At 66.3% G+C, this 23,998-nt stretch carries 26 protein-coding genes; 16 read left to right on the top strand and 10 right to left on the bottom strand.

The window, feature by feature from the left end; all coding sequences use genetic code 11:
• Positions 1–118: 118 nt before the first annotated feature.
• The gene (locus tag B9C43_RS20755) at positions 119–562 is read left to right on the top strand and encodes a hypothetical protein (RefSeq protein ID WP_033392397.1); all 444 of its coding nucleotides are present in this window, start codon (positions 119–121) and stop codon (positions 560–562) included.
• A 38-nt stretch (positions 563–600) separates the two neighbouring features.
• On the opposite strand, the gene B9C43_RS20750 is transcribed toward B9C43_RS20755, so the two are convergent.
• Entirely contained in the window at positions 601–1,404 is an 804-nt protein-coding gene (locus B9C43_RS20750; RefSeq protein ID WP_084428557.1) for an alpha/beta fold hydrolase, read from the bottom strand.
• 294 nt (positions 1,405–1,698) lie between these two features.
• On the opposite strand from B9C43_RS20750, the gene B9C43_RS20745 reads away from it, so the two are divergent.
• A complete protein-coding gene (locus B9C43_RS20745; RefSeq protein ID WP_084428556.1) occupies positions 1,699–2,682 on the top strand; it encodes a winged helix-turn-helix domain-containing protein in 984 nt (327 codons plus the stop codon).
• Here B9C43_RS20745 and B9C43_RS20740 read toward each other — a convergent pair.
• A complete protein-coding gene (locus B9C43_RS20740) occupies positions 2,569–3,600 on the bottom strand; it encodes an AraC family transcriptional regulator (protein WP_143446480.1) in 1,032 nt (343 codons plus the stop codon). The genes B9C43_RS20745 and B9C43_RS20740 overlap by 114 nt on opposite strands.
• A gap of 276 nt (positions 3,601–3,876) precedes the next feature.
• On the opposite strand from B9C43_RS20740, the gene B9C43_RS20735 reads away from it, so the two are divergent.
• From B9C43_RS20735 to B9C43_RS20670, 14 genes are all read left to right on the top strand, one after another.
• Positions 3,877–4,194 (top strand): gas vesicle protein GvpO, encoded by a 318-nt coding sequence (locus B9C43_RS20735; protein ID WP_084429111.1) that lies wholly within the window; start codon positions 3,877–3,879, stop codon positions 4,192–4,194.
• A gap of 6 nt (positions 4,195–4,200) precedes the next feature.
• Complete coding sequence (locus tag B9C43_RS20730; RefSeq protein WP_033392393.1) at positions 4,201–4,497, top strand: gas vesicle protein; 297 nt, start codon at positions 4,201–4,203, stop codon at positions 4,495–4,497.
• Complete coding sequence (locus B9C43_RS20725; RefSeq protein ID WP_143446479.1) at positions 4,494–5,378, top strand: GvpL/GvpF family gas vesicle protein; 885 nt, start codon at positions 4,494–4,496, stop codon at positions 5,376–5,378. The genes B9C43_RS20730 and B9C43_RS20725 overlap by 4 nt, the downstream gene beginning before the upstream one ends.
• Positions 5,375–5,518: a gas vesicle protein gene (locus B9C43_RS20720; protein WP_235038746.1), complete on the top strand. Its 144-nt coding sequence runs from the start codon at positions 5,375–5,377 to the stop codon at positions 5,516–5,518. Before B9C43_RS20725 ends, B9C43_RS20720 begins: the two co-directional genes overlap by 4 nt.
• Positions 5,511–5,738 (top strand): gas vesicle protein GvpK, encoded by a 228-nt coding sequence (gvpK, locus tag B9C43_RS20715; protein WP_033392392.1) that lies wholly within the window; start codon positions 5,511–5,513, stop codon positions 5,736–5,738. Before B9C43_RS20720 ends, gvpK begins: the two co-directional genes overlap by 8 nt.
• Positions 5,735–6,079, top strand: a complete 345-nt coding sequence (gene gvpJ / locus B9C43_RS20710; RefSeq protein WP_033392391.1) for a gas vesicle protein GvpJ — start codon at positions 5,735–5,737, stop codon at positions 6,077–6,079. The genes gvpK and gvpJ overlap by 4 nt, the downstream gene beginning before the upstream one ends.
• Positions 6,076–6,609 (top strand): GvpL/GvpF family gas vesicle protein, encoded by a 534-nt coding sequence (locus B9C43_RS20705; RefSeq protein WP_084428553.1) that lies wholly within the window; start codon positions 6,076–6,078, stop codon positions 6,607–6,609. The genes gvpJ and B9C43_RS20705 overlap by 4 nt, the downstream gene beginning before the upstream one ends.
• 244 nt (positions 6,610–6,853) lie before the next feature.
• A complete protein-coding gene (locus B9C43_RS20700; protein ID WP_084428552.1) occupies positions 6,854–7,552 on the top strand; it encodes a DUF2382 domain-containing protein in 699 nt (232 codons plus the stop codon).
• Between the two features lie 494 nt (positions 7,553–8,046).
• Positions 8,047–9,618 carry an ABC transporter substrate-binding protein gene (locus B9C43_RS20695; RefSeq protein ID WP_084428551.1) on the top strand — a complete coding sequence of 524 codons (1,572 nt, stop codon included), beginning with the start codon at positions 8,047–8,049 and terminating at the stop codon, positions 9,616–9,618.
• The gene (locus B9C43_RS20690) at positions 9,615–10,589 is read left to right on the top strand and encodes an ABC transporter permease (RefSeq protein WP_084428550.1); all 975 of its coding nucleotides are present in this window, start codon (positions 9,615–9,617) and stop codon (positions 10,587–10,589) included. The genes B9C43_RS20695 and B9C43_RS20690 overlap by 4 nt, the downstream gene beginning before the upstream one ends.
• Positions 10,582–11,466 carry an ABC transporter permease gene (locus B9C43_RS20685; RefSeq protein WP_084428549.1) on the top strand — a complete coding sequence of 295 codons (885 nt, stop codon included), beginning with the start codon at positions 10,582–10,584 and terminating at the stop codon, positions 11,464–11,466. The genes B9C43_RS20690 and B9C43_RS20685 overlap by 8 nt, the downstream gene beginning before the upstream one ends.
• Positions 11,460–12,392: an ABC transporter ATP-binding protein gene (locus B9C43_RS20680; RefSeq protein WP_084428548.1), complete on the top strand. Its 933-nt coding sequence runs from the start codon at positions 11,460–11,462 to the stop codon at positions 12,390–12,392. Before B9C43_RS20685 ends, B9C43_RS20680 begins: the two co-directional genes overlap by 7 nt.
• Entirely contained in the window at positions 12,386–13,021 is a 636-nt protein-coding gene (locus tag B9C43_RS20675; RefSeq protein ID WP_084428547.1) for an ABC transporter ATP-binding protein, read from the top strand. Before B9C43_RS20680 ends, B9C43_RS20675 begins: the two co-directional genes overlap by 7 nt.
• A gap of 9 nt (positions 13,022–13,030) precedes the next feature.
• Positions 13,031–14,125 carry a macrolide family glycosyltransferase gene (locus B9C43_RS20670; RefSeq protein ID WP_084428546.1) on the top strand — a complete coding sequence of 365 codons (1,095 nt, stop codon included), beginning with the start codon at positions 13,031–13,033 and terminating at the stop codon, positions 14,123–14,125.
• 45 nt (positions 14,126–14,170) lie between these two features.
• On the opposite strand, the gene guaB is transcribed toward B9C43_RS20670, so the two are convergent.
• The 8 genes from guaB to B9C43_RS20630 all read right to left on the bottom strand — a co-directional run bounded on the left by guaB (position 14,171) and on the right by B9C43_RS20630 (position 23,766).
• Entirely contained in the window at positions 14,171–15,676 is a 1,506-nt protein-coding gene (guaB, locus tag B9C43_RS20665) for an IMP dehydrogenase (RefSeq protein ID WP_033393011.1), read from the bottom strand.
• Positions 15,677–15,745: 69 nt separating this feature from the next.
• On the bottom strand, positions 15,746–19,186 hold the full coding sequence (locus B9C43_RS20660; RefSeq protein ID WP_084429109.1) for a TM0106 family RecB-like putative nuclease: 3,441 nt from the start codon (positions 19,184–19,186) through the stop codon (positions 15,746–15,748).
• An 81-nt stretch (positions 19,187–19,267) separates the two neighbouring features.
• Positions 19,268–19,798: a hypothetical protein gene (locus tag B9C43_RS20655; RefSeq protein ID WP_143446478.1), complete on the bottom strand. Its 531-nt coding sequence runs from the start codon at positions 19,796–19,798 to the stop codon at positions 19,268–19,270.
• 422 nt (positions 19,799–20,220) lie between these two features.
• The gene (locus tag B9C43_RS20650) at positions 20,221–20,961 is read right to left on the bottom strand and encodes a hypothetical protein (protein WP_084428544.1); all 741 of its coding nucleotides are present in this window, start codon (positions 20,959–20,961) and stop codon (positions 20,221–20,223) included.
• Positions 20,958–21,446 carry a YbaB/EbfC family nucleoid-associated protein gene (locus B9C43_RS20645; RefSeq protein ID WP_033383250.1) on the bottom strand — a complete coding sequence of 163 codons (489 nt, stop codon included), beginning with the start codon at positions 21,444–21,446 and terminating at the stop codon, positions 20,958–20,960. The genes B9C43_RS20650 and B9C43_RS20645 overlap by 4 nt, the downstream gene beginning before the upstream one ends.
• Before the next feature lie 2 nt (positions 21,447–21,448).
• Entirely contained in the window at positions 21,449–21,958 is a 510-nt protein-coding gene (locus B9C43_RS20640; protein ID WP_033383248.1) for a DcrB/PsbP domain-containing protein, read from the bottom strand.
• Between the two features lie 21 nt (positions 21,959–21,979).
• A complete protein-coding gene (locus B9C43_RS20635) occupies positions 21,980–23,350 on the bottom strand; it encodes a cell envelope integrity TolA family protein (protein WP_051895425.1) in 1,371 nt (456 codons plus the stop codon).
• Positions 23,350–23,766 carry a hypothetical protein gene (locus B9C43_RS20630; RefSeq protein ID WP_084428543.1) on the bottom strand — a complete coding sequence of 139 codons (417 nt, stop codon included), beginning with the start codon at positions 23,764–23,766 and terminating at the stop codon, positions 23,350–23,352. The genes B9C43_RS20635 and B9C43_RS20630 overlap by 1 nt, the downstream gene beginning before the upstream one ends.
• Positions 23,767–23,998: the final 232 nt, after the last annotated feature.

Raw genomic sequence — 23,998 nt, 5'->3', positions numbered from 1 at the left:
CAAGGTCAAGTCCGACTGGCGGACCGCGTCCGGGATTTCGGGTTTCAGCTGCTGTTTTGTCCTCGAGGGCACTACTGTGTAAGTCATCCATGCACCAACGTCGGTGGTGGAGGTGGCCATGGGGATGTGGCGGAAGGCGAGGGCGGTCGAACCGCCCAACGACCTGGCCAACCGGTTGGCGGCCTTGATCGATCTTGTTGATCAGGGCATCCGGGCTCAGCCCAACGCGGAGGAGACCATCGCCGAGTGCTGCCGGGCCGGCACGCCGCCCGCCGACGTCGCCCGCCGCGGAGGCAGGATCGTCAGCGAGTACGCCAGGCTGCACCGGGAAGCCACGGATCTCGGCTGCGAACCGGGTTCACTTCAGGAACGCGTCGCCGAACTGCTGCTCTACCACGCCACCACCGTCGAGGACTGCATCAAGCTCGCGTTCTCCAAGTTCTGGAGCCCCAACGCGCCACGGCACGGCCACTCACACACCGGCCTCGGCGAGCACGCCCGAACCTTGCGCGAGAGCCGCGTCGCCCTGCAGATGTGGCTCAACGACGTGCGAACCGGCTGACCTTCGCCAGTGGACTCGCGGAAGGCGGCCCGAGGCGTTCACGATCGTTCGCGAAGACTGAGGAACTTGGCCGTCCGTGCGGTCCACGTCTGGATCTCCGGCACTGAAGCCGCGATGTGCAGCTGTGACCCCGGGATCAGTTCGTGCAGCCGTTGCGCGGTTTCGGCCGGGTGCAGGGGATCGGTCTCCCACGTCATGATCAAGGTCGGCATCCGCAACTCGCCGACGAGTTCCTGCGGTGGCAGGTCGGACTGGCCGATTCCGCGCAGCACGGACGGCAACAGCTCGTCGGGCACCTCGGGCGTCAGGTCGAACTTGGGGTAGTCGGCGAAGATGGGCAACGGATCGGCGTCCGCCCAAGCCTTGCGCCACGCCGGTCCACCAAGCCGCTCGATCTCGTCCGCGGTGTCGGAGTACCACTGCTGTGCCTGCACGGGGCCGTCCTCCCAGGCCACCGGCGGGATGATCAAGACGAGGCTGCGGAACCGCGCGGGCTCGATCACCGCCGCGTGCAAGGCTGCCGCGGCGCCCCATGACGATCCGGCGAAGTCGATCGGCTCGTCGACCCCGGCCGCGTCCAGCACTCCCAGCAGATCCAGTGCGACGTTGGCGAAGGTGTAGTCGGCCACGACCGGACGTCCGGTGGACTGGCCGTGGCCGCGTTGGTCGAACGTGAGCAGACCGCGATCGGCGGACAAGGTGTCGAAATCGAATAACTCCATGCGCCGCACGGCATCTCGGCTGAGGAACACGCCGTGCGCGTAGCCGAGTGGTGTGCCGCTACCGGTGTACTGGTAGGCGATTGTGGCGCCGTCGCGGGTGAAGTAACGGTCGTCGGACATCGGTTGCCTCCCGTGAATACCCCTTACCGGTATACGAGCAACATACGGGCAGGGGGTATCTAGGTCAAGCCGGAAAGGTCGGATGATCGGCCCGGGGTTTCAGGGATATGTGAAAGCTGGTGCGTCCGACGAGTTGATCATGGGAGGGTTTCCGGGCGGCGGTTCCGGGCGGATATCCACTCAACGACAGCGAGGTTGTCGTCCAGTGGATATCCATGGCATTCGCCGATGGCTATCGTTTGCCTTGGCCGGCACGGGGGGTGCCGGCGCACCAACTTGGTTGCAGGGGGACGAGTGCTGCGCATTCATTTCACCGCGGACGATCTGGCCCGAATCCGGGTTCGTGCCGAACCGCACCCGCTGTGGGAAGTGCTGTTGAGCATGCATTTGTTGCAGGGCAGTAGTGGTTCGTTGATGTTCGAGAACTGGCGGCGGCAGGCACGGGCGGCAATGCGGCCGTCGGCGGCCATTCTCGCCACACTGGCACCACCGAAGGGATACTCACCGGACTTCCTGACGCCCGCAGTGGACACCACCGATCTCGACACCGCCCTGGAAAGCCTGCTCAGTACGGGCAAACCCGTGCTGCGCGGCGACATCCAGCTGCTGGCCGCGGAAACCAAGCTGCCGACGTGGGTGGTCGGGATCGCCGACGGTGACGCGAACGCCATGCGCCAGCTCGCGAACAGCATCCGGCGTTACCACGAAGACGTTCTGCAGCCACATTGGCAGACGATTCGCTCGCATGTCCGCGCCGACCGCAACAAGCGCGCGGAACTGACCACGGATTGCGGCATCGAAAGCATGCTCACGATGCTGCACCCGTCGATGAAATGGCGTGCACCCGTGCTGGAAATCGACTACCCGGTCGACCATGAGATCCATTTGGGCGGCCGTGGCCTGACGCTGATGCCGTCGTTCTTCTGCTGGCAGGGCCCGATCACGCTGGCCGACCCCGAGCGTGACCCGATCCTGGTCTATCCCGTCGAACGGGAGCTCGGCTGGTGCGGACCGGTCACGTCGCAGCGATCCGCGCCACGGCCGGAGTCCCTGATCGCCCTGCTCGGCCGGACCCGGGCGAACGTGCTGCGCACGATCGCCGAAGCACCGCGGGTCAACACTTCCGAGCTGGCCAGGGCGATCGGCATCTCCGTCGCGGGCGCGTCACAGCACGCCACTGTGCTGCGTGACGCCGGGCTCGTGATCACCCACCGCGCCAACGGGTCCGCGGTACACAAGTTGTCCTCTCGGGGAGCCAGCCTGCTCTCCGTGGGTTGATCTACGGACAGTCTCACTGGGGGTGTGTCCGTAGGCCTTGCGGTACAGGGCGGAGAACCGGCCGAGGTGCGTGAAGCCCCAGCGCATCGCCACCTCGGCAACGGTTCCCCGCGCTGTCCGTAGGTCTTGGTGCGCGCGGTCGAGGCGCACCCGCTGGAGGTACTCGAGCGGGGTCATCTGCAACCGGGTCTTGAACAACCGCTGCAACGACCGGACGCCGGTGTGCGCGGCGACGGCGATGTCGGCGATGGAAATGGGATCGCCCGCCCGTTCCTCGCAGAACGCCATCGCCCGCCGCAGAACCGCCGGCAGATCGATGTTCCCTGACTCGTTCAGCTGATCGGTCAACGTGTGCGGCTGACTGTCCAACAAGCCTTGCAGCAGCAGTTGCTCGAAGTGCGCCGCCGCCAGCGGGGACTGGGCGAACAGGCCCGCGGCCGCGCTTTCGCCGAAGATTCGCGCGGCGGCGAGCCACGAGCCCGCGTTGGCTGCGTGCATGTCGGCGTCGAAATGGATCGGCGTTGCCGGAATTTCGCCCAGTCGCTTGCCGAGCGCGTCGTCGATCGCCTCGCGCACGATCCGCAGGATCAGCGTGTCGCTGTCCGCGCTCCACCGCATGTCCAGCCGTTGCCCAGGACCGACCATGCTGTTGTCGGTGCCGACCTGCTGTCCGTCGACCCATAGGGTGCCGTACCCGGTCAGCGGAACATGGATGTTGTAGATGTCCGGCAGTTCGCCGGGCCGGACTTCGACGGTCGCGCCGTAACCGAGCGTGAAGACCGAGACCGGGCCGACGTGGGACGTGACGAACCGGCCATTGAGTTCCCGGTCCTCGATGACGCGCAGCCGGTGCGGCGCGAAGTGGGTACTCACCACCTCGTGCACTTCTTCGACGTCCTGGCCTTCGAACAGGATCATGGTCACCCCCGGTCGGTTTACGTATATCACCCGATAGGAGCAGGCCGTATTCGTCCCATCTTCGGCCGTCTAGATCTTGGTAGTAAACTCCCTTGACTGAGTTATCCACTTGTAATCGAGTACGCCTAGTAGTCGAGATTTGCGGAAACGGCCGTACTGGCACTCCGCCAGCAGGGGCTGCGCACTGCGACAACTCACGTAACCGGCATGCCAGCCGTTGGGGAGTCGCCGCCGGGACGCGGTAACACGGGTTCTCGCTCACCGATCATGATCGCGATGAATGTGCGATCGTCTGATGAACCGAAACCGTCATCCGAGAGCTCGCCGGGATCGCCGCCCACCCTCACGGCGGTCACCGCGATCCACTTGGCAGCCGAGCAGTTCAGTCAGATCACCGGGCGTCAGCCGGACGGCGTCACCGGCGTGCGGGCAACGCCGGACGGCTGGTCCGTGCTGATCGATGTGGTTGAGCTGGAACGAATCCCGGCCAGCACCAGCGTGCTGGCCACGTATCGCGTCGACGTCGACAAGGGCGGCGCACTGGTGTCCTGTGAACGGCTCCGGCGCTATACGCGTGGCACTACTGACATATAGGCAGGTATGTCCACTGTGGAGAACAGTCCGAGTTCGCTCGCCGATGTCCTGGAACGGGTACTGGACAAGGGCGTCGTCATCGTCGGGGACATCGCGGTCAACGTCGTTGACATCGAACTGCTGACGCTGCGGTTACGCCTGTTCATCGCCTCCGCGTCCACCGCCAAGGAGTTGGGCATGGACTGGTGGACAGGTGATCCGTTCTTCGCGCCGAGAAGCGTCCAGCCCGCTGGTGAGCTGGAACAACTGCGCGGCAGGGTGGCCGAACTGGAGCGCGCCCTGGCGTCGGACGGTGTGTCTTGAGCGCTGAGATCGAACTGCTCGCCCGGCAACACGCGCCGCAGATCCTCGCCGAAGCGTTGCGGCTGGCCAGGTCCAAGGCGGTCGAGGTGCTGTCCGAACAGCTGGTCAGCGCCATGATCGCGGAAGCGGTCAAGCCGTACCGGCCGCCGTCCGCCGCCCAGCTCGCGAACGTGGAGAAAGGCCTGTGCGTCTACGCGATCACTCGCGACAGCGAGATCGAACTCCCCGCGCTGCGCACAGCCGCCGAACCGAGGTTGATCGCCCACAACGGAATCGGCGCTGTGGTCGCCGATGTCGACCTCGCGCAGTTCACCAACCTGGAGGCCGATCCAGTGGAGGACAGCGCGTTGGCGACGCTCGCCCGTGAACACGACGCCGTGGTGCGTGCCGTGTTCGAGCACGAACCCGTGCTGCCGCTGCGGTTCGGCACGGTCGTGACCGGCGAGCAGGCGGCGTTGGATCTACTGCGGGAGCGCCGCGAGGAGGCGTTGACCTGGCTCGACCGTGTCGCGGGCCACCGCGAGTGGGGCGTGCGGGTCGAGTGCGCCGCCCAGCCGGAAGCGCCGGCCGATGGGCTGTCGGGCACGGAATACCTGCGGCACCGGCAAAGCGCGTTGTCCCGCGACCGGGACCAGGCCAAAGCGGCACAGAACATGCACGCCAAGCTGTCCTGTCACGCCACCGAAGCGGCGTGCCGGGAACACCGGCCGAACACCTTACTGGACGCCGCTTACCTTGTCCCACAGGACAATGAGACGTCATTCCGGGACAGTGTCACCCGGCTTTCCGAACCGCTGGAACGACTTGGCGCGACCGTGCACACGACCGGGCCGTGGCCGCCGTACTCGTTCACCCGGATAGAGCTGGCGGTTCAAAGGTGAGTGAACCGTCCTTGGCCGACCTGTTGGACCGCATCGTCGACTGCGGCGCGGTGATCAGGGGTGACGTGATCATCTCGCTGGCCGGTATCGACCTGATCCGGCTCGACCTGAGAGCGCTGCTGGTGGGGATAGATGAGTGACGCCCGGATTCCCGCCGACGCCGGACAAGGCCTCGGCAGGCTGGTGGTCGCCGTGCTCGAAGTCGTCGCCGAGTTGCTGGAACGGCAGGCGCTGCGCCGAGTGGCGGCCGGTTCGCTGACCGACGACGAAGTCGAACGGCTTGGCCAGGCACTGATCGCATTGCGAGCACAGTTCGCCGAGTTGCGGGTGGCGCTCGGCGTGGAAGGGACCGTGACATGAGCGCGCCAGTCGTACCCGCCCCCGGTGGCCTTGCCGAGGCGCTGAACATCCTGCTGGACAAGGGACTCGTGATCGACGCGACGATCAGGGTGTCGGTGATCGGGATCGAGATCCTGACCATCGAGGCTAAGATCGTGATCGCCAGCGTGGACACGTACATCCGGTATCTGGAAGCCATGCACCGCGTGGAGATGACCCGCCGCAGCGGCACCATCCCGCCGCCAGGTACCCAGGGCATCGCCGGAACGTTCGGCCTGCTGCCCGCGATTCCCGTGGCAGTACCGCCCCCAGTCCCGCCCCCGTCGGTGCAGACCGAACGTGTGAGCGAAGAGGAGAGATGAGGCTACGCCTGCATGGTGTCGTCCGCGCTGAGCATCCCGTTCCAACCGGTGTCCGCCTTGTCACGTGGGAGGACTTGGCCGTCGTAGTCAGCGAGGTCCCGGACGGCCGGTCGTTGGGCGTGGACGATGCCATGGCCCACCTGCAGATGCTCTGCGGGATGGTGACCAATGGCCCAGTGGTGCCGTTGCGGTTCGGGACTTTCGCCGATGACGAGGCCGCGATCCCGGTCGAGGTGCTGAAACCGTCCGCGACGACGTTGCGCGGGCATCTCGATCGGCTCGACGGTTTGGTCGAGGTACATGTGTATCTTCGCTCGCCGCAGTGGGGCGAGGACGCGCTCGCCCCGGTCGCGGCCCTGGCCAGGGAATCGGTGTCCTTGCCGGGAACAGCGCGCAGGGCTTTCCTGTTGCCGTTGGCCGACGTGGAGACCGCACGGGCGGCTGTGGCTGGCCACGCTGCCGAGTTCGTGGCACCTTTGCCCGCGTACAGCTTTCTGGCACCTGCCGCCGCATCGCGGTGGGGCTGGTAGTCCTTTGGAAACCCGCGTCCGAGTCTTGTGTCACCCACAGGGCTCGCAAGTGCACGCGGCGGTATCTCCCGTTACCCGCTTCCACTGTGGATAAACCACTCACCCTGACGGTCTTGTTCTCGCTGAGCGTGGCCGACAAGCGGATATCTCCTGCCGTCCAATACGGCCCGGTTTGCAGTGCATGCGTACTCAGTGGACCGTGGACTTCCGAACGTTGTCCTTTATAGACACGGAGGGTGAAGGCATGGGACCGCAGGAACTCGTTGGCAGCGAGGTATACGACACGCGCGGTGAGCGCGTCGGCCGGGTCGGAACGGTGTACCTGAGCGAAGAGTCGCAGCAGCCGGAGTGGGTCACGGTCCACACTGGCCTGTTCGGGCACAAGGAGAGCTTCGTCCCGCTGGCAGGCGCGACATCAGGGAACGACGGCCTGCACGTCAACTGGGGCAAGGACAAGATCAAGGACGCCCCGCGAATAGAAGCCGACGGAAGGCTGTCGGCACAGGAAAGCATGGGCTTGTACGAGTACTACGGCATGCCCACCCAACGCACCGGCGACCGCCGCCAAGGCGACCAAGTAATGACCCGTTCCGAGGAACAGTTGAACGTCGGAACCAAGCGAGTCGAGTCCGGCCGAGTACGGCTGCGCAAGCACGTAGTGACCGAAGAACAGCAGGTCACAGTGCCAGTGTCGCACGAAGAAATCCGAATCGAGCGCGAGCCGGTCGACCCCCGCCGCGCAGGCAAGGCAAGGATCGGCGAGGAAGAGCAGGAAGTAGTCCTGCACGAGGAGAAGCCGGTAGTGGCCAAGGAAGCCGTGCCGGTGGAACAAGTTCGCATGAGGGCCGAGGAAGTGACGGAACAGCAACAGATCCGCGAGAAGGTGCGAAAGGAACGCATCGACGTGGACAACGACGCCAACCGACGCGACACCCGGCGATGACGGGATGGCGCAGCCCCAACTGAAGGCGCGCCCCACGCTAAAGCGGAGGCGTCCAGCCCAAGGGCAGTCACGCCCCAAGAACAGCGGAGGCGCGCCCGGCCCCAAGCGAAGGCGCGCCTGAAGAACAGCGGAGGCGCGCCCCAGGCACAGAAAGGCGCGCCAAAAGTGGTAGTCGGCGCGATTTTGTGTGGAGTAGCGCCGCAAATAAGCTTGTCGGCGGGGCAGGGCCGCAGGTCCTGCCCGCTTTCCCTGTCCTTTGCGGCGCAGAGGCTCCACACCAAATCGCGCCGACCTCTCACAGGAGCGCGCCGAGGTGACCACAGAGCGCGCCGCAGTGAGCCAGAGCGCGCCGCAGTGAGCCAGAGCGCGCCGAAGTAGGCACAGCGCGCGCCGCGGCGACCCAAGAGCGCCCCGAAAGCAACCACAGCATCCAGCGTTCATCTGGTGATATACCGCTTATTGCAAAACCATGGCTACTAGTATGAGATGGCCGTATGCGAACGGTCGTCGGGTTTGTCCTGCTTGGTGCCCTTGTGATGGCGGGGTGTTCCGTCCCCCAGGAAGGCCCCGCCAGCGGCCCGCCATCCATCGTGATCGGCGCCGGTCAAGAACCAGACAACCTCAACCCCATCCTCGGCTACGCCCCCGACGGCGCCTCAAAGATCTTCGACGGCCTTGTCGACAGGGACGCCAAGCTCAAGCTGACGCCCGCCCTGGCCGAGAAGCTGCCCGAAGCATCCGCCGACGGCCTGACCTGGACAGCGAAACTCCGCCAAGGCGTCAAGTTCTCCGACGGCACACCGTTGTCCGCGCAAGACGTGGTGTTCACCTACAAGTCCGTCCTCGACCCCAAGGTCAACTCGACCATCGCGTCCCGTTACGACCCGCTCGCCCAGGTCGAGGCGCCGGATGACAGCACGGTCGTCTTCAAGCTGAAGTACCCGTACTCGCCGTTCGACCAGACGCTCACGCTGGGCATTGTGCCGCGTAAGGCTTTCGACGGCCAAGACATCAACGCAGCCCCGTTCAACACCGCGCCGATCGGGACCGGGCCTTACACAGTGAACCAGTGGCGCAAGGGCGACCGGATGGTGCTCAAAGCCAACGAGGGCCACTGGAACAAAGCTCCAGCCATCAAGACTGTCACCTTCGTCTACATCACCGACGACAACGCACGCGCTACCCGTATGGCCTCCGGTGAGTTCGACGCGACCGTCCTACCGCCGCGACTGGCCCAGACTTACCGTGACAAGTCCGGCTACCGGGTCGTGCAGAACCCGTCCGCGGACTACCGGGGGCTGGGAATTCCGTCGGAGCTTCCGTTCACCAAGGACCCGAAGGTCCGGGTCGCGATCAACACCGGCATCAACCGGCAGGCGATGATCGACACCGTCCTCGCCGGTGCCGGAAAGCCAGCCGCGACACCGATCTCGCCCTACCTCGCCGAATGGTACGACCCGGCGGCAAAGTTCGACTTCGACGCACAGAAGGCCGGTGCCCTGCTGGATGAGGCAGGCTGGCGGCTGGGGCCGGACGGCAAGCGCGCCAAGGACGGCCAGCCCGCGCGACTGCCGATCCTGTACCCAGCCGAGGACTCGCTGCGCAAGGACCTCGCCCTCGCCGTCGGCAGTGATCTCGCCAAGCTGGGCATCGACGCACCGGTCGAGGCGACCAAGTTCGAGCTGATGTTGCAGCGGCAGAAGGAAACCGCGGCCGTGTGGGGCGGCGGTGATCCGTACGACCCGGACACCGCGGCCTACACCTTGCTGCATTCGCGCTACAGTGGACAGCCGGGTTACGTCAACATGACCTTGTACAAGAACTCTCAGGTCGACACCGCACTGGACGAGGCTCGCAAGAACCTCGACCGCGCGGCTCGCAAGCAGGCGTACGGCGACTTCCAGAAGGCGTTCATCGCCGACCCCGGCTGGGCGTTCCTGGTGTTCCTCGACCACACGTATGTCATGCGGGACAAGTGGACCGGGCTCGAGGAACAGGTCGAGCCGCATGACCACGGCATGGTCCACGCGGTCTGGTGGAACCTCGAACACTGGTCACCGAAATGAAATCCGGTATCGGCAAGCTGGTCCTGCGCAGGCTGGCGTTCGCCGTCCCGGTCCTGCTGATCGTCAGCTTCGGGCTGTTCCTGCTCGCGAAGGCATCCCCGTTCGACCCGGTCGAGCGATACTTCGGGGTACGGATCATCGGCGCGGACCCCGAGCGGGTGGCGCAGATCCGGGAGAACTGGGGCGTCGACAAACCGGTGCTGGAGCAGTACACGGCATGGCTCGGGCACGCGATCACGGGCGACTTCGGCGACTCCTTGTCCTTGCAGCAGCCCGTTTCGCAGGTGGTCGGCGACCGGCTCGGCTGGTCGACGCTGCTACTGGCGGTCGGGTTCGGCATGGCCTTGGTGCTCGGGCTGGTGCTGGGCACGCTGGCCGCGTGGCGGCAGGGTGGCTGGCTGGACCGGGCGATCACATCAGGCTCGTACGTCCTGGAAGCCGCGCCAGTGTTCTGGCTCGGCCTCGGTGCCCTGTTCATCTTCGCGCAGCAACTGCAGTGGTTACCGGGTGGCGGGCTCACCGACGGAGATCAGGCGCTGGATTTCGGGCAACTCGTCCGGCACATCATCTTGCCCGCAGCCGTGCTGGCAATCTCGCAAGCACCGTGGTTCGCCTTGTTCATCCGGCAGAACCTGATGGAATCGCTGACCCAGGACTACGTGATCGGTGCGCGGGCGAGAGGACTGCCCGACCGGACTGTGGTTCTCGGGCACGCGCTGCGGACGTCGCTGTTGCCGTTCCTCACTCTGCTCGGTTCCCGGTTGCCGGAGTTGATCAGTGGCGCTCTGCTGGTGGAGACGGTGTTCTCGTGGCCGGGGATCGCGAAGGCCACTGTGGACGCCGCGTTGAACGTCGACTTCGCGTTGCTCGGCGCATTGACACTGCTGGCCACCGCGGCGGTGCTGCTGGGCAACCTGATCGCTGACGTGCTCTACTCGTTGGCTGACCCGAGGGTGGGGTTCGATGGTTGACACTTCATGGCGACAGGTCACGCGATCACGCATCGCAGTGGCCGCGGCGCCCAAATCACCGCGGGTGCGGCTGCTTTCGTCAGCGGTCATCCTGGGTGTACTGGCCGTCACGGTGATCGTCGTGCCGCTGGTGGTCAACCTCAACCAGCAGTTCGTCGACCTCGCGATCGCCAACCGGCCACCGAGTTTCGCGCACCCGTTCGGCACCGACGAGATGGGCCGGGACGTCCTGTTGCGGGTGATCTACGGCTTGCGCGTCTCGCTGATGGTCGGGATCGTGGCCGCTTTGGTCTCGACGGTCCTGGGAACGTTGGTCGGTGCGCTTGCCGGAGCCGCGGGCGGTTGGGTGGACCGGCTGCTCATGCGGTTGGTCGACACGGTCGCGTCGGTACCGCACCTGTTGCTGGGCATCGTGATCGTCGCTGTGCTCGGCCCGAGCCTGACGTCAGTGATCATCTCGATCGGCCTGACACATTGGCTGTCGTCGGCACGGATCGTGCGGTCGGAGATCCTTTCGTTGCGCGGCAGGCCGTTCATTGATGCCGCGATAGTCGGAGGCTCGTCCCGGATGCGCGTGATGGGCAGGCATCTGCTGCCCAACGTGGCCCCGCAGGTGTTGCTGGCCACGACTTTGATGATCCCGCACGCCGTCTGGCACGAGACCGCGTTGTCCTTCCTCGGTTTGGGAATGCCGCCGCACATGGCCAGCATCGGCAACATGATCAACGATGCCAAGCGGTCGTTGCTGACCGGTGGATGGTGGATGTCCTTGGCGCCAGGGCTGGTTCTGGTGATCGCGACACTCGCGATCTCCGGGCTCAGCGGAGTGTGGCGGGACCGGCTCAACCCACGGCGTCGCTCGGAGTTGTCATGGTGAGTGTCACAGGGAACCTGGCCGTTGACTCGTTGTCCGTCCGGTTCACGTTGCCTGACGCGAGAGTGTCTGCGGTCAGCGACGTGTCGTTCTCGGTCTCGCCCGGCGAATGTCTCGCGCTGGTGGGTGAAAGCGGGTGTGGCAAGTCGGTGTTGGCGAGTGCGTTGCTGGGATTCCTGCCCGGCAACGCGGAAGTCGCCGGGACCGCGATGCTCGGCTCGCTGGACTTGCTGTCCGCGTCCGACCAAGTGCTCAGCCAGCAGGTCCGCGGCAGGCAGATCGGGCTCGTACCGCAAAGCCCCGCGGCACACCTCACGCCCGTACGCACGGCCCGGGCCCAGTTGGATGAGGCGCTGCGGTTCCTGCATCCGGCCTCGGAAAGGCCGTCTGCGGACTCCGTTGCCGCGCGGGCCGGTCTCAAGCCCGCCGACCTGGACTTGTACCCGCACCAGTTGTCGGGCGGCATGGCACAACGAGTGGCCACGGCCTTGGCCCTCGCCGGTGACCCGTGGCTGATCATCGCTGACGAGCCGACCACCGGCCTCGACCGGGCATTGGTCGACGCCTTGATCGACGAATTGCGTGTGCTCGTGGCCGACGGCCGAGCCGTCTTGCTCATCACACACGACCTCTCGGCCGCCCGTCGAGTGGCCGACCGGATCGCCGTGATGTACGCCGGTCGGTTCGTCGAAGTCGGGCCGGCCGAGGAAGTCCTCGACGCGCCACGCCATCCGTACACCCGAGGCCTGGTCGATTCGTTGCCCGACCGGGCGTTCACACCGATCCCAGGACTGCCGCCCGTGCTCACCGACCTGCCGCCAGGCTGCGCGTTCACGCCTCGATGCGACCGCGTCACCGACGAATGCGCTGACCGTCCACAATTGACTCGGGTGAACGGTCACGCCGTCGCCTGCCACCAGCCATGCTGAGCGCCACGGCCATCACCGCCGGCTACCACCCACGCCAGCCGGTGATCACTGACATTTCGCTGGCCGTCGAGCCCGGCGCGACCATCGGCCTCGCCGGGCCGAGCGGCAGCGGCAAATCCACCTTGGCCAGGGTGTTGTCGTTGCTGCACAAGCCTTTCTCCGGCACGGTCACCATTGACGGTGCTGTGGTGGAAGGATTCCGGTATCGCGCGCCGCGGCAGTACCGGACCCGCATCGGTGTGCTGTTCCAGCAACCTCGGCTGTCCGTCGATCCACGGATGACGCTGCGTCAAGTCATCGCTGAGCCGTCTCGTGCCAACGGCAAGCCCGATCGGGTGGACGACCTCGCGGAACTCGTTGCTCTGACGCCGGATCTGCTGGATCGGCGCGCCCACGAGGTCAGCGACGGGCAACTCCAGCGAGCCTGTCTGGCCCGTGCTTTGGCTTTGCGCCCGGCATATCTCGTGTGCGACGAGATGACCACGATGCTGGACGCGTCGACGACAGCGGCTTTGGTCGCGGTGATTCGTGACTACCAAAAGGAATCAAAGGCGGGTGTGCTCGCGATTTCGCATGACATGCAGCTGCTTGATCGGTGGGCGGATGAAGTGCGGCAGCTGGATCCGTAGTGTGGACGCATGCGCTTGCTGTTCGTCACGCTGACGGGTCAAGGCCACATCACTCCGACCTTGCCGCTTGTCGCCGAACTCGTCCGGCGTGGTCACCAGGTCGAATACGCGACGGAAGAGGCCGTCGGCGCTGGCTCGACGCATCTTCCGCTGCCGAAGATGTCGCCCTACATTCCGCCGGACGAGAACCTCCTGGCCGGGTGGCTCAAGCACTTCTTCGCGGCGTTGAGCGCGACCTATCGAGTCCTGCTCGACCACTGCACGACCGCGAAGCCGGACGCGATCATCTACGACACGACGAACTGGCCGGCCCGGCTGGTCGCGGAGAAACTCGGCATCCCGGCCGTGCGGACCATCCCGAACTTCGCCGCCAACGACGCTTTTCCGTTGCACCGGTGGATGATCACCGGCATCGACCCCACCGAGATCGAGGCGGACTGTGCCCGGTTCGCGGCGGAACACGGTGTGTCGCTTGATTTCGAAGGCACTCTTGAGGTGCCGGAGCGGCTGAATCTCGTGTTCCTGCCCCGGGAATTCCAACCGGGCGGGGACACGTTCGACGATCGGTACCGGTTCATCGGGCCTCTGCTCGGCGACCGTGACCAGGAAGAATGGACACCGGGCGGCACGCCGTCGCTCTACATCTCGCTCGGTTCGGTGTTCACCGACGAGGCTTTCTACCGGACGTGTATCGAAACGTTCGCCGACACCGAGTGGCACGTGGCGATGACCACCGGCGATGTGGATCTCGGCCCGGTACCGTCGAATTTCGAGATCCGCCCGAGGTTCCCGCAGGTGGCGGTGCTCAAGCAGGCAAGCGCTTTCATCACGCACGCGGGCATGAACTCCGTCATGGAGGCCTTGAGCCACGGCGTCCCGATGGTCACGATGCCGATGACACCCGAGCAGAAGTCGAACGCGGATCGGGTGTTTGAGCTGGGGCTGGGGGACAGGATTGGCAACGACCTGCGTGCCGCCGTGACCAGGGTGAGCACGGACCCGGACATCCGCGCGAACCTGGACCGGATGCGCGCGGTGATCGCCCACAGTGGCGGAGCCGGGCGGGGCGCCGACGAGATCGAAAGCTACCTGGCGCTGTCGTGAGTGTTTTGGCCGGTCACAATCGGCCAAAACACTCACCAGGGATGATCAGCGGGCCGTGTAGTTGGGGGCCTCGACGGTCATCGTGATGTCGTGCGGGTGGCTTTCCTTCAGCCCGGCCGCCGTGATCCGGATCAGCTGCGCGTCCTGCAGCTCCGCGATCGTGTGCGAGCCCGTGTAACCCATGGCCGCCCGCAGACCGCCGACAAGCTGGTGCACGACGTTCTTCAGCGGGCCGCGGTACGGAGTGCGGCCCTCGATGCCCTCGGGAACCAGCTTGTCCTCGGACAGCACATCGTCCTGCGAGTAGCGGTCCTTGGAGTACGACTTCGCCTCGCCACGGGACTGCATCGCGCCCAGCGAGCCCATGCCACGGTAGGTCTTGTACTGCTGGCCGTTGACCAGGATCAGTTCGCCGGGGGACTCGGCCGTGCCCGCGAGCAGGCTGCCGATCATCACCGAGCTGGCACCGGCGGCGATGGCCTTGGCGATGTCACCTGAGTACTGGATGCCGCCGTCGCCGATCACCGGGATCCCCGCGGGCCGGCACGCCAGCGAAGCCTCGTAGATCGCGGTGATCTGCGGGACGCCGACGCCCGCGACCACACGGGTCGTGCAGATCGAACCGGGGCCGACACCGACCTTGACGCCGTCCGCGCCCGCGTCGACCAGGGCCTGCGCGCCCGCGCGGGTCGCGACGTTGCCGCCGACGATGTCCACGGTGTCGCCGAGTTCCTTCTTCAACCGGGCGACGGTCTCGGTCACGTTGCGCCCGTGACCATGGGCTGTGTCGACCATGATCACGTCCACGCCCGCGTCAGCGAGGGCCATGGCGCGCTTGACGCCGTCCTCGCCGACACCGACCGCGGCACCGCACAGCAGACGGCCGTCCGGGTCCTTGGTGGACAACGGGTACTGCTCGGTCTTGACGAAGTCCTTCACCGTGATCAGGCCGTGCAGCCTGCCGTCGGCGTCCACGATCGGCAGCTTCTCGATCTTGTGCCGGCGCAGCAGCCCCAACGCGGCGTCGGCCGAGACGCCCACCTGCGCGGTGACCAGCGGGCCCTGGGTCATCACCTCGCGGACCGGCCGGGTGTGATCCACCTCGAAGCGCATGTCGCGGTTGGTGATGATGCCGATCAGCTTGCCGTTCTCGTCGGTGACCGGCAGGCCGGAGATCCGGTAGCGGGCGCACATGGCGTCCACTTCGGACAGCGTGGCGTCCGGTGAGCACGTCACCGGGTCCGTGACCATGCCTGCTTCCGAACGCTTGACCGTCTCGGCCTGCCGGGCTTGGTCTTCGATGGACAGGTTGCGCTGCAGGATGCCGATGCCGCCCTGGCGGGCCATGGCGATCGCCATCCGTGCCTCGGTCACGGTGTCCATCGCCGCGGACAGCAGCGGGACACGCAGTCGGATGTTGCGCGAGACCTGGGTGGAGGTGTCCACTCCGCTCGGCACAACGTCGGATTCGGCGGGCAGTAGCAGAACGTCGTCGAAGGTGAGCCCAAGCGTGGTGAACTTGGCCGGCGCAGCGTCGAAATCGCTGGTCATGGAGCTATGACGCCTTTCTCAGGACGGTGACCCCCATCTTATCCGCCACGCAGAGCAACCAAAAAAGTGTCAGGCGGGCCAGTGGCGGGCGCCACGTTGCAAACCGATCATTCCGGACACCAACCGCATTTGTTCGACATCACGAATGTCCGCCTGAACCAGCCGCGGTGAACAGATCAGCACCGCAAGCGCCTGCGCACGCGACAAAGCGACGTTCAGCCGGTTGCGGGACAGCAGAAAGTCCAGCCCGCGTGGGAGATCGACCGCGGCGGACGAGGTCATTGTGACAAGCACCACGGGCGCTTCCTGGCCTTGGAACTTGTCCACCGTGCCGACCCTTGTCTCGGTGAACCCGGCCTCCTCCAGCGCCCGCCGAACCACCCTGACCTGCAGGTTGTACGGTGCGACGACGAGGATGTCGCCGTCGGTGAGCGGCCTGGTGGCCTCACCGTCCACCCAGGTCCGGCCGACCAACGACTTCACCGTGGCCACCACGGCCTCGGCTTCTTCGGGCGAGCTGGTGATGTTGTGGCTGTGATCGACATAGCGCGTGTACAGGCCAGGTTCGATGCCGTCGACCCGTCGCCCCTCCGCAGTCGGGTGCGCGTGCAGCAGTCCGGCATACGAAAGTAGGGAAACCGGGTCGCACACCCCGGGATGCATACGCCGGGTCTGGTCCATGAAGTAGCCGAGGCTGGGCGGAATCACGTCGGCTTCGCCGAGGAGATGCCCCAGGGCGGACGCGTCCGCGCCTGCCGGATGCGTGCCCTGCACGACCTGCGGCAACTGCTGAGGGTCACCGAGCAGCACGAGGTTACGGGCGCAGGTCGACACCGCGAGCGCGTCGGCCAACGCGAACTGGCCGGCCTCGTCGATGATCAACACGTCGAAACGCTGTTCCCGCATGGCGGCGTTGGCGAACGTCCACGCGGTGCCGCCGACCAGGTGCCCGCTGCCCTGGTCGGAGCGCCACCGGACCAGTGAGTTGTTGTCCTTCGGCTGCTCCCACTCACAATCCTTGGCAGGCATGCCTTTCGCGCGTTTGGCGCACGGAATCGGCACGCCGAGCTCGCGACCGGCGGCCAAGGCGGAGCTGAGCACGTTCTCCACGGCCTTGTGGCTGTTCGACGTGACCGCGACCGACTTGCCCTTGCGGATCAGGTGCGCGATCAACCGCCCGGCCAAGTACGTCTTGCCCGCACCCGGCGGTCCCTGCACGGCCAGAGTCGAGCCGTCCAGCGCGTCGACCGCGGAAATCACTGTGGCGACAAGGTCTTCACCGTGGGGCAGCTTGCCGCTGATGGTCTGCGGCGGCAGCCTGCGCAACAGGTCGATGCCCGGATGCGCGGGCAGCATCGGCAGGATCTCGACCACGCCCTCGGCGAGTGAGTACACCGCCTCGTCTTTCGGCTGCGGCTTCACCGGGTCACCGGGCAGGACCGCGATCGGCACGTCATTGGTCGTCTCGTCCGGCTTCGCGCTCTCCTCAAGGGTGATCTGCTCGGCCGTCTCCTCGATGACCTTGGCGTTGCGCGTCCAGTTGACCGGAGTTCCTGAGTAGAGCACGCGTACCTGCTCGCCTGGGGCGAACGGGTGCGGCCGGTCGGGATCACACCGCGCGTGCAGGAGGCGTTTCGCGTTACGCACCCGGCCTTTGGGTGCCGTCCAGTCTTCGGCTCGCACGGAAACCGGGACCGTGCAAGCGGTATCGGACTCCAGATCGGACAGCGGGGCACCGACTTGGCGGAAGAAGTCCCACCACGCCGGGTTGGTTTCGCGCCGGTGGTACCCGACCGCTGCCGCGAGCAACGCCCGCGCCTGCTCGTCTTCCGTTGCCTGGCTTGGGTCTTCAGGCAAGTCAGCCAGCAACGGCTCGACCACGGCCGCGATCCGGGCCGCGCGTTCGGCCCGGCGCTCCGCGGCTTCGGCCTCGGCGGTCTCGTTGATCAGGACGTCCATTTCGGACTCGTCCGGCTGGTGCGGCTCGATTCCGGCCTCGGTGCGCACCTGCAACAGGAAGCGGTACAACCGGTGCGTGGACACGCAGTCGTACTCGTTGTAGTCCTTGATCCCGTCCAGTACCGCTTCCGCTTCCGGGATGTCGTCGGCGGCGAGCAGTGTGAGGTATTCCTCGTACGCCTCAATGCTGGACACGGCGTTGACCACGTCACCGTCCCGCTTGTCCGGCATGTACAGCGGTTCCAGGTACTTGATCGAGTACGACCGCTGCGATACCCGCAAACCCTTGCGTACCACGGCATACAGGTCGATGAGCGAACCCGTTCGCAGCAAGGTGTCCACGGCTTCCTCGCGCGTGCCGTGCAAGGCCGCCAACCGCTTGAGGGCGTTCACTTCGTAAGGCGCGTAGTGGTAGATGTGCGAGCCCGGGTACTTCACCGTGCGCTCGAGCGCGAAGTCGACGAAGTCCTCGAACGCCTGTTTTTCCTGCGCGCGGCTGTGCGCCCAGAACGGCCGGAACTCCTCTTTGCCGCCGGTGACGGTCACCGCGCCGAAGAGGTACTCAAGACCCTGGCCTGCCAAGGCGAACGGGTCGCCCTCCATGTCGAAGAACACGTCGCCGTCGGCCGGCTCCGGCAGGGTGGCGAGCACTTCGGGGGAGAGCACCTCGTACGCCACCTTGCCGACCGGATCGTCCGGCGTGCGCGAAGCGTCCTGGATGACCTGGATCGCCGCCTGCGACCGCAGGCCGTTGAAGGTGGCCGCGGACATGGTCGACGGCCGGTCCATCGCGGTCGCGTTGGCCAGGTCGTCGATCGTCGACATGCCCGCAGCGGCGAGTTTCCTGCGCTGATCAGCCCGGATGTTGGCGACCAGTGACAGGTCACGGTCGTTCTCGCGGCCGGACGCGCAGTGCGTGCCGAACTTGCACGTGGCACACGCCGCACGTTCATCCGCCCACAGCTGCTCGGGCAGGCGCGCGGGCTTGGCCAGCCGCTCCGCCAGTCGTGCCCGCAAGTCCTGCACCAGCGGCAGGAAGTCGTTGACACGATAGGAATGCCTGGTTGCGTCACCCAGGATCAGGTGCATGTCCGGGCCCGCCGGGTACCCGGCGTCTCGCAGCGCGGCAGCGTAGGTCGTCAGCTGCAGGACTGCCGACGGTTTCGGGTGCCGGGTCAGTTTCGTGTCGTGTGGCTCGTAACCGCCGTTCTTGTCACGGATCAGGAAGTCCGCGCGGCCGTAGAACTTCCCGTCGTAGAAAACGGCCTGGTAGATCACGGGCGCACCGGCCCGCACCGCCCGCCGGGTCTGCTCGGCCGCCTGGATCAGCGCATCCGGCTGCGGAGCGGGCAAATCGATCTTGGTGACCTCGTAGCGGGCCTCGAGTTGCTCGAGAACCGCCTGCTCATGGGCCAGACCATGCTTGGCGACCAGCAAGTTCTGCGGCTCGGCCGGTTGCGGCGCGCCGTCGAGCTTGAGCGCCAGCGCGTGGTCCAGAACGCTGCGGTGCTCGCATTCCAACAGGTCGACGAGGTCTCCTGGGGAGATCACCAAACCGGTCGGAGTGACGAGCACCGACGCAGTATTACGCCATTAGTGGCCAAAACCGGGGACCGCGCGCCCCTGCGCGTGTCAGCGCAGGATCTCGCAGAACCCAGGCAGTGCGCGGGCGATGTCGAAGCTGCCGTCCAGCAGCTCGCGGATCGGATGCGGCCCGACGGCGAAGAGGATCTTGCCGGTCTGGCCGTCGATCACGATCGGTCCACGGTCGACGAGGTGCTGGTTGCCACGGCGCACGTTCACCGACGTGCCGGTGATGTAGATCTTCTCGCGGACCCCGGTGTCCGGGTTGAACGTCGACGTCTGCACGAAGTCGACCGGGCTGTCGCGCAACGTCAGGCCGGTGACGGTGTTGCGCACGGTGTTGTCCTCGGTGATGTGCTGGACCAGCTTGACGCGCTTGCCGTTGTCGTCGAAGAACGTCCAGTTCACCGAGTGCAGATCGATGTTCCACTCGACGCCGTAATCACCGCAGGCAGCCGGATCGGCCACAGTGCGCTGGACATCGGTCTCGGTCCTGGTGGGCGGCGTTGCCGCGGAAACAGGTGTGGCGGCGGCCCCGAAGGCCGCCGCCACCAAAGCTGTCACAAGTAATCCCCGCATAGGCCGAGGATATTGCCCATGTCCACCACTCCGGCACCCCGTGTCCGCCTTTGCGGCACCCCGTGTCCGCCTTTGCGGCACCCCGTGTCCGCCTTTGCGGCACCCCGTGTCCGCCGTTCCGGCACGCCGTGTCCGCCTTTGCGGCACAGCGAGTTCGCCGGGAGTTCGCCGCCGTTTCAGCGTGGCTGGTCGAATCGGTTTACCGCGTGTCCGCAATCGCATTGCGGGCGAGTTATCCATCCGACTCGCCTCCAGCGTTGTCGCTTGCCGCTGTGCGCCGCGGATGGATCAACTCTCCCGCCGCGCTTGCAGACACGCGCGTCGCTGGTTCGCCCCCTGCTTTCCTCGGCTCGCTGCGCTCGCCGAGGGCGCGGGTGCGGTTGGGGCGGGTTGTTGGGTTTGGAGGTTTGGGGGTTTGGGGGTTATCCCCATACCTGGTGGGGGATTCGGTCCATGATGTCGTTGCGCAGGTCCAATGCGGGCACCAGGTTTTCCGGGTCGCGGTGGTCCTCGACGATGTCTCCGATCACCTCGAGTTGCTGGCCGCGGATCCAGAATCCTTGGAACGTGCGCTGATCGGTCAGCAGCAGGTCGATCAGCTGGGGGCTGAGCACGTCACGCGCGAACTGCTCGTTCTGCGCGGTCACCTGGTAGCGGGCGTCGAACTCGGGGTGCCCGATCTTCAGGTCGCCGACACCCAGCGCGGACCCGACGGCGCTCTGCATCCGGGGCACCGAGCGGACATCCAGCGTGGGCCTCGGTGCGGGCGTGTTCACCCAGATCGCGTGGAACCACTCCCAGCCGCCGCCGTCACGGGTGTCCATCGGCTTCGACGTCCAGAACTTGGCCGCCATGAACGGCCTGCCCCTGTGCTCGCCGGTGACCACGTCGTGTGCCCGCAAAGCCTTGGGCGACGCGGCATGTCCGACGATCGGCTCGGACAGCTTGGGGTAGCGCTCGACGTCGTTGAACACGTCGGTGTAGTTGTCCGCGCGTTCCTCGAACCGCCAGCCGCGTCTGGGCGCTTCCTCGGTCAGCCGGTCGAGGACGCCGGCCTCGTGCTGCTGGTAGTCCTTACGCAGCCAAATGATCATCCATGTGAGCAGGCCGCCCACCACGATCAGGCCACCGACCACGATCGCGATGATCGCTATTGGGCTCAACGGCGCATTCCTTGGTAGATGTCGAATCCGTCCTCGTAGTCGTCGTAACCCGGCCGGCTGGTGGTGGGTGCGGGTGCTCGCCGCAGCGAATGCACCCCGGGATCCGGCGTCGGCGTGTCACCGAACACCTTCTCCTCCTCGGCCAGCACCCGGTCGAGCAACTCGGAGCCACCGAGCCCACGACGCACCACCTCGGCTTGCGACCGGGCTGCGTCCGCCTGTGCCCTGGCGATGGTGTGCATCACCGTCTTGGACAACAGGGCCGGGTCCGTCGACCTTGTCGCGTCGCTGAAGGTGATGGACCTGACCGAACCACCCGCTCCGGCGACGACGGTCACCATACCGTCCGGTGACGTGGCGGTGCCTTCGACGGCTTTGAGCTCCTCGGTCATCTGCCGGTACGCCTCGGCGCGCATCCGGTTGTCCGCCGCTGCCTGGTCGATCGCCTCGATCCGGCGCGCAAGACGCTCTGACCACTCGGTCATGGTCACCAGCCCCCGTTGGTGTTCTGTGCCGCCGGATCCGGCCGGACGGTGGTGAGGAACTGCTGGAAGTCGCTGATCACGCGCTCGAACTCGTCGGAGTCCGCGGACAGCACGATGTGCAGCACGGCCTGCCGGTCGGGGTCGCGCACGTCCTGCATGCCGATGAAGACCTGCAGCTGGGCCACGTCCATCTGGCGGCCGCCTGCCTGGATCAGCACCCGCACGGCCTGTGTGAGTCCCGGGTTCTCCGGGCTGCCGTGCTGGCCACGGTTGCCCACCTTCATCTGCACGACCTGGTTGCGCAGCTTGGCGAGTGCCTCGTCGGCGATCTGGTCGAGCGGCACGTCCGGCCGGATCTCGCCGGAGATCGTGATGTTCGAGGTGAACCCGTTGACCGCGGGCGGTTTCAGCGCCACGAACGCGACGTTGGGCGAACCGACCTCGTCAGGCGGGGCGGCACGCCATCCGTCCGGCAGCGAGAACTCGATCGGTACCGGAATCGTGGTTGCCATTCGGTTGAATCTCCATCCGCTTTACAGTCCGAAGAAGTCCTTGACGCCGCCGGCGACGTTGCTGACTCCTTGGTCGAGGGCCTTGCCCGCGCTGCTGATGCCGTTGCCGACGGCTCCGGCGACGTCGCCGACAGTGTCCACGACCTTGCCCGGGTCGACCGAGACGTCGAAGCCGACCTTGCCGCCGTACCCGAGACCGATGCCGAACGAACCGCCGACGTGGAACTTGCCGTCGTCACCCATGCCCAGCTGAGCGTCGGCCTCGATACCGGCACCGGCCCACACCTCGCCCTGGACACCGGCACCGATGCCGCCGACCTCGGCGCCGACTTCGCCTTCGGCCCGGGCACCGGCGAAGGCACCCGCGCTGACGTCCGCGCCGCCCCAGCCGATGTTGGCCTCGGCCTCGGCCTTCGCGCCGACGAAGACCTCGCCCTTGCCCGACACGCTGGCGTGGTCGCCGAGGTTGAGCTTGCCTTCGGCCTCCGCCTTGGCCAGGTACGCCTCGGCGCTCGCACCCGCGTTGAGGCCGTCGGGACCCCACTTGGCGTGCGCCTCCGCCCCGGCGCCGATGGTGTCGATGCTGGCCTTGCCCTCGCCGCTGAAGAAGCCCGAGTCGAACTTGCCTTCGGCCTCCGCGCCCCAGAGCTTGGCCTCGGCCGCGGCTTTCCACTCGCCCTCGGGGATCTCGATGCCGAGCGACTTCAGCACGCCCTGCATCACGCCGCCGATCATGTCGCCCATGTTGCCCTGGTTCTGGCTGCCGAACTCGCGGTTGTAGCTCTTGCCGCCAGGCCCGCGATGCCAACCGGGCTTGTTGGGGTTGTGGCCGTCGACGCCGAAACCACGCTCCGGGCCCTGCGCCGTGTACTTGCCCTCGCCGTCCGGCTGCATGCCGAACATCTGGGCGATCGTGCCGCCCGCCGAAGCCAGTTGGTCACGCGCGTTCTGCAGAACGGTCTGTGCATTGTGGAACGCCGCCGCGGCCGGGTCGGTGACCTGGGTGACGATGCCGCCCTGCTGGGCGGTCTCCAAGGCCTGCGCGGCGAAGGCACGGGACGCGGCCATCGCCTCGGTGTACATCTCGATCGCCTTCTGGGCCTGGCCTTGCGCCCAGGTCAGCGTGTCACCGAAGTCGGCGAGGGCCTGGCCGCCGAGACCCATGTCCTCGACCGCCTGCATCCACTTCGGCGGTTCCTGGCCGAACATCTCCAGGAACGAGGACGCGGCATCGCCGGTCCACTCCACCACGTCGACGCTGCCGAGGTCGCGGCCGACCGTCGCGACCTGCTTGACGTTCTCCACAAGGGACTTCAGGTCGTTGGAGATCGCTTCGGGCATCCCCGGGATGAGCTCGCGGGGGTCCATGGTCTGACCGAGTTCGGCGGCCATCAGAACACCATCCGTCCGGGTGCGGCGGCCGGGCCGACACCCGGAGCCGACTCAGGGTTGAGCCGCGAGGAGATGTTGGGGGCTATGCCGATCGCTCCGCCGGTGAGCCCGGACGCGGTGTCACCGAGGAACTCGCCTGCTTTGCCGAGCAGGTCGCCGACTCCGGTTTCTCTCTCCAAATAGGACGTCGCGGCGCTGATCAAGCCGTTGCCGTGGCCGTCGGCCTTCTCCCGCAGGCCGTCGATGTTCTTCTTCATGTCCTCGATGAACGCCGACCAGCCCATCTGGACACCTTGGTGGCCGTAGTCGCCGCTCGGCGGCTGCCAGACGGCACCGACCACTTTGCTGACAACGTCACCGATCTTGTTCGCCGCGTTCCGCAGTTCCTCGGGAACGGTTCCAAACCCGTTGGGCATGGCGGCCCTCACCCCAGTCGAATCGAATGCCCCGTGCATGTGCTCCGACGCACACCGCCTGGCCGCGGTTCCATCGGAGTTTCGCCCGTAACGGGTGCTTGTTCTACCAGATGGCAGGGGGTGACGATGGGCCTACTGGCCGGTACACAACCGCCGAATGGGTGCTGACCTGGTGGTTTCACCGGTGGATGAACCCACTGTGCTCGCTGGGGACAGGTGGTTGTCGGAGAAT

Source organism: Kibdelosporangium aridum (assembly GCF_900176515.1).
GTDB classification, from domain to species: Bacteria; Actinomycetota; Actinomycetes; order Mycobacteriales; family Pseudonocardiaceae; genus Kibdelosporangium; species Kibdelosporangium aridum.
The sequence above is the reverse complement of the archived record's forward strand: the minus strand, read 5'-3'. Positions and strand labels throughout refer to the sequence as shown.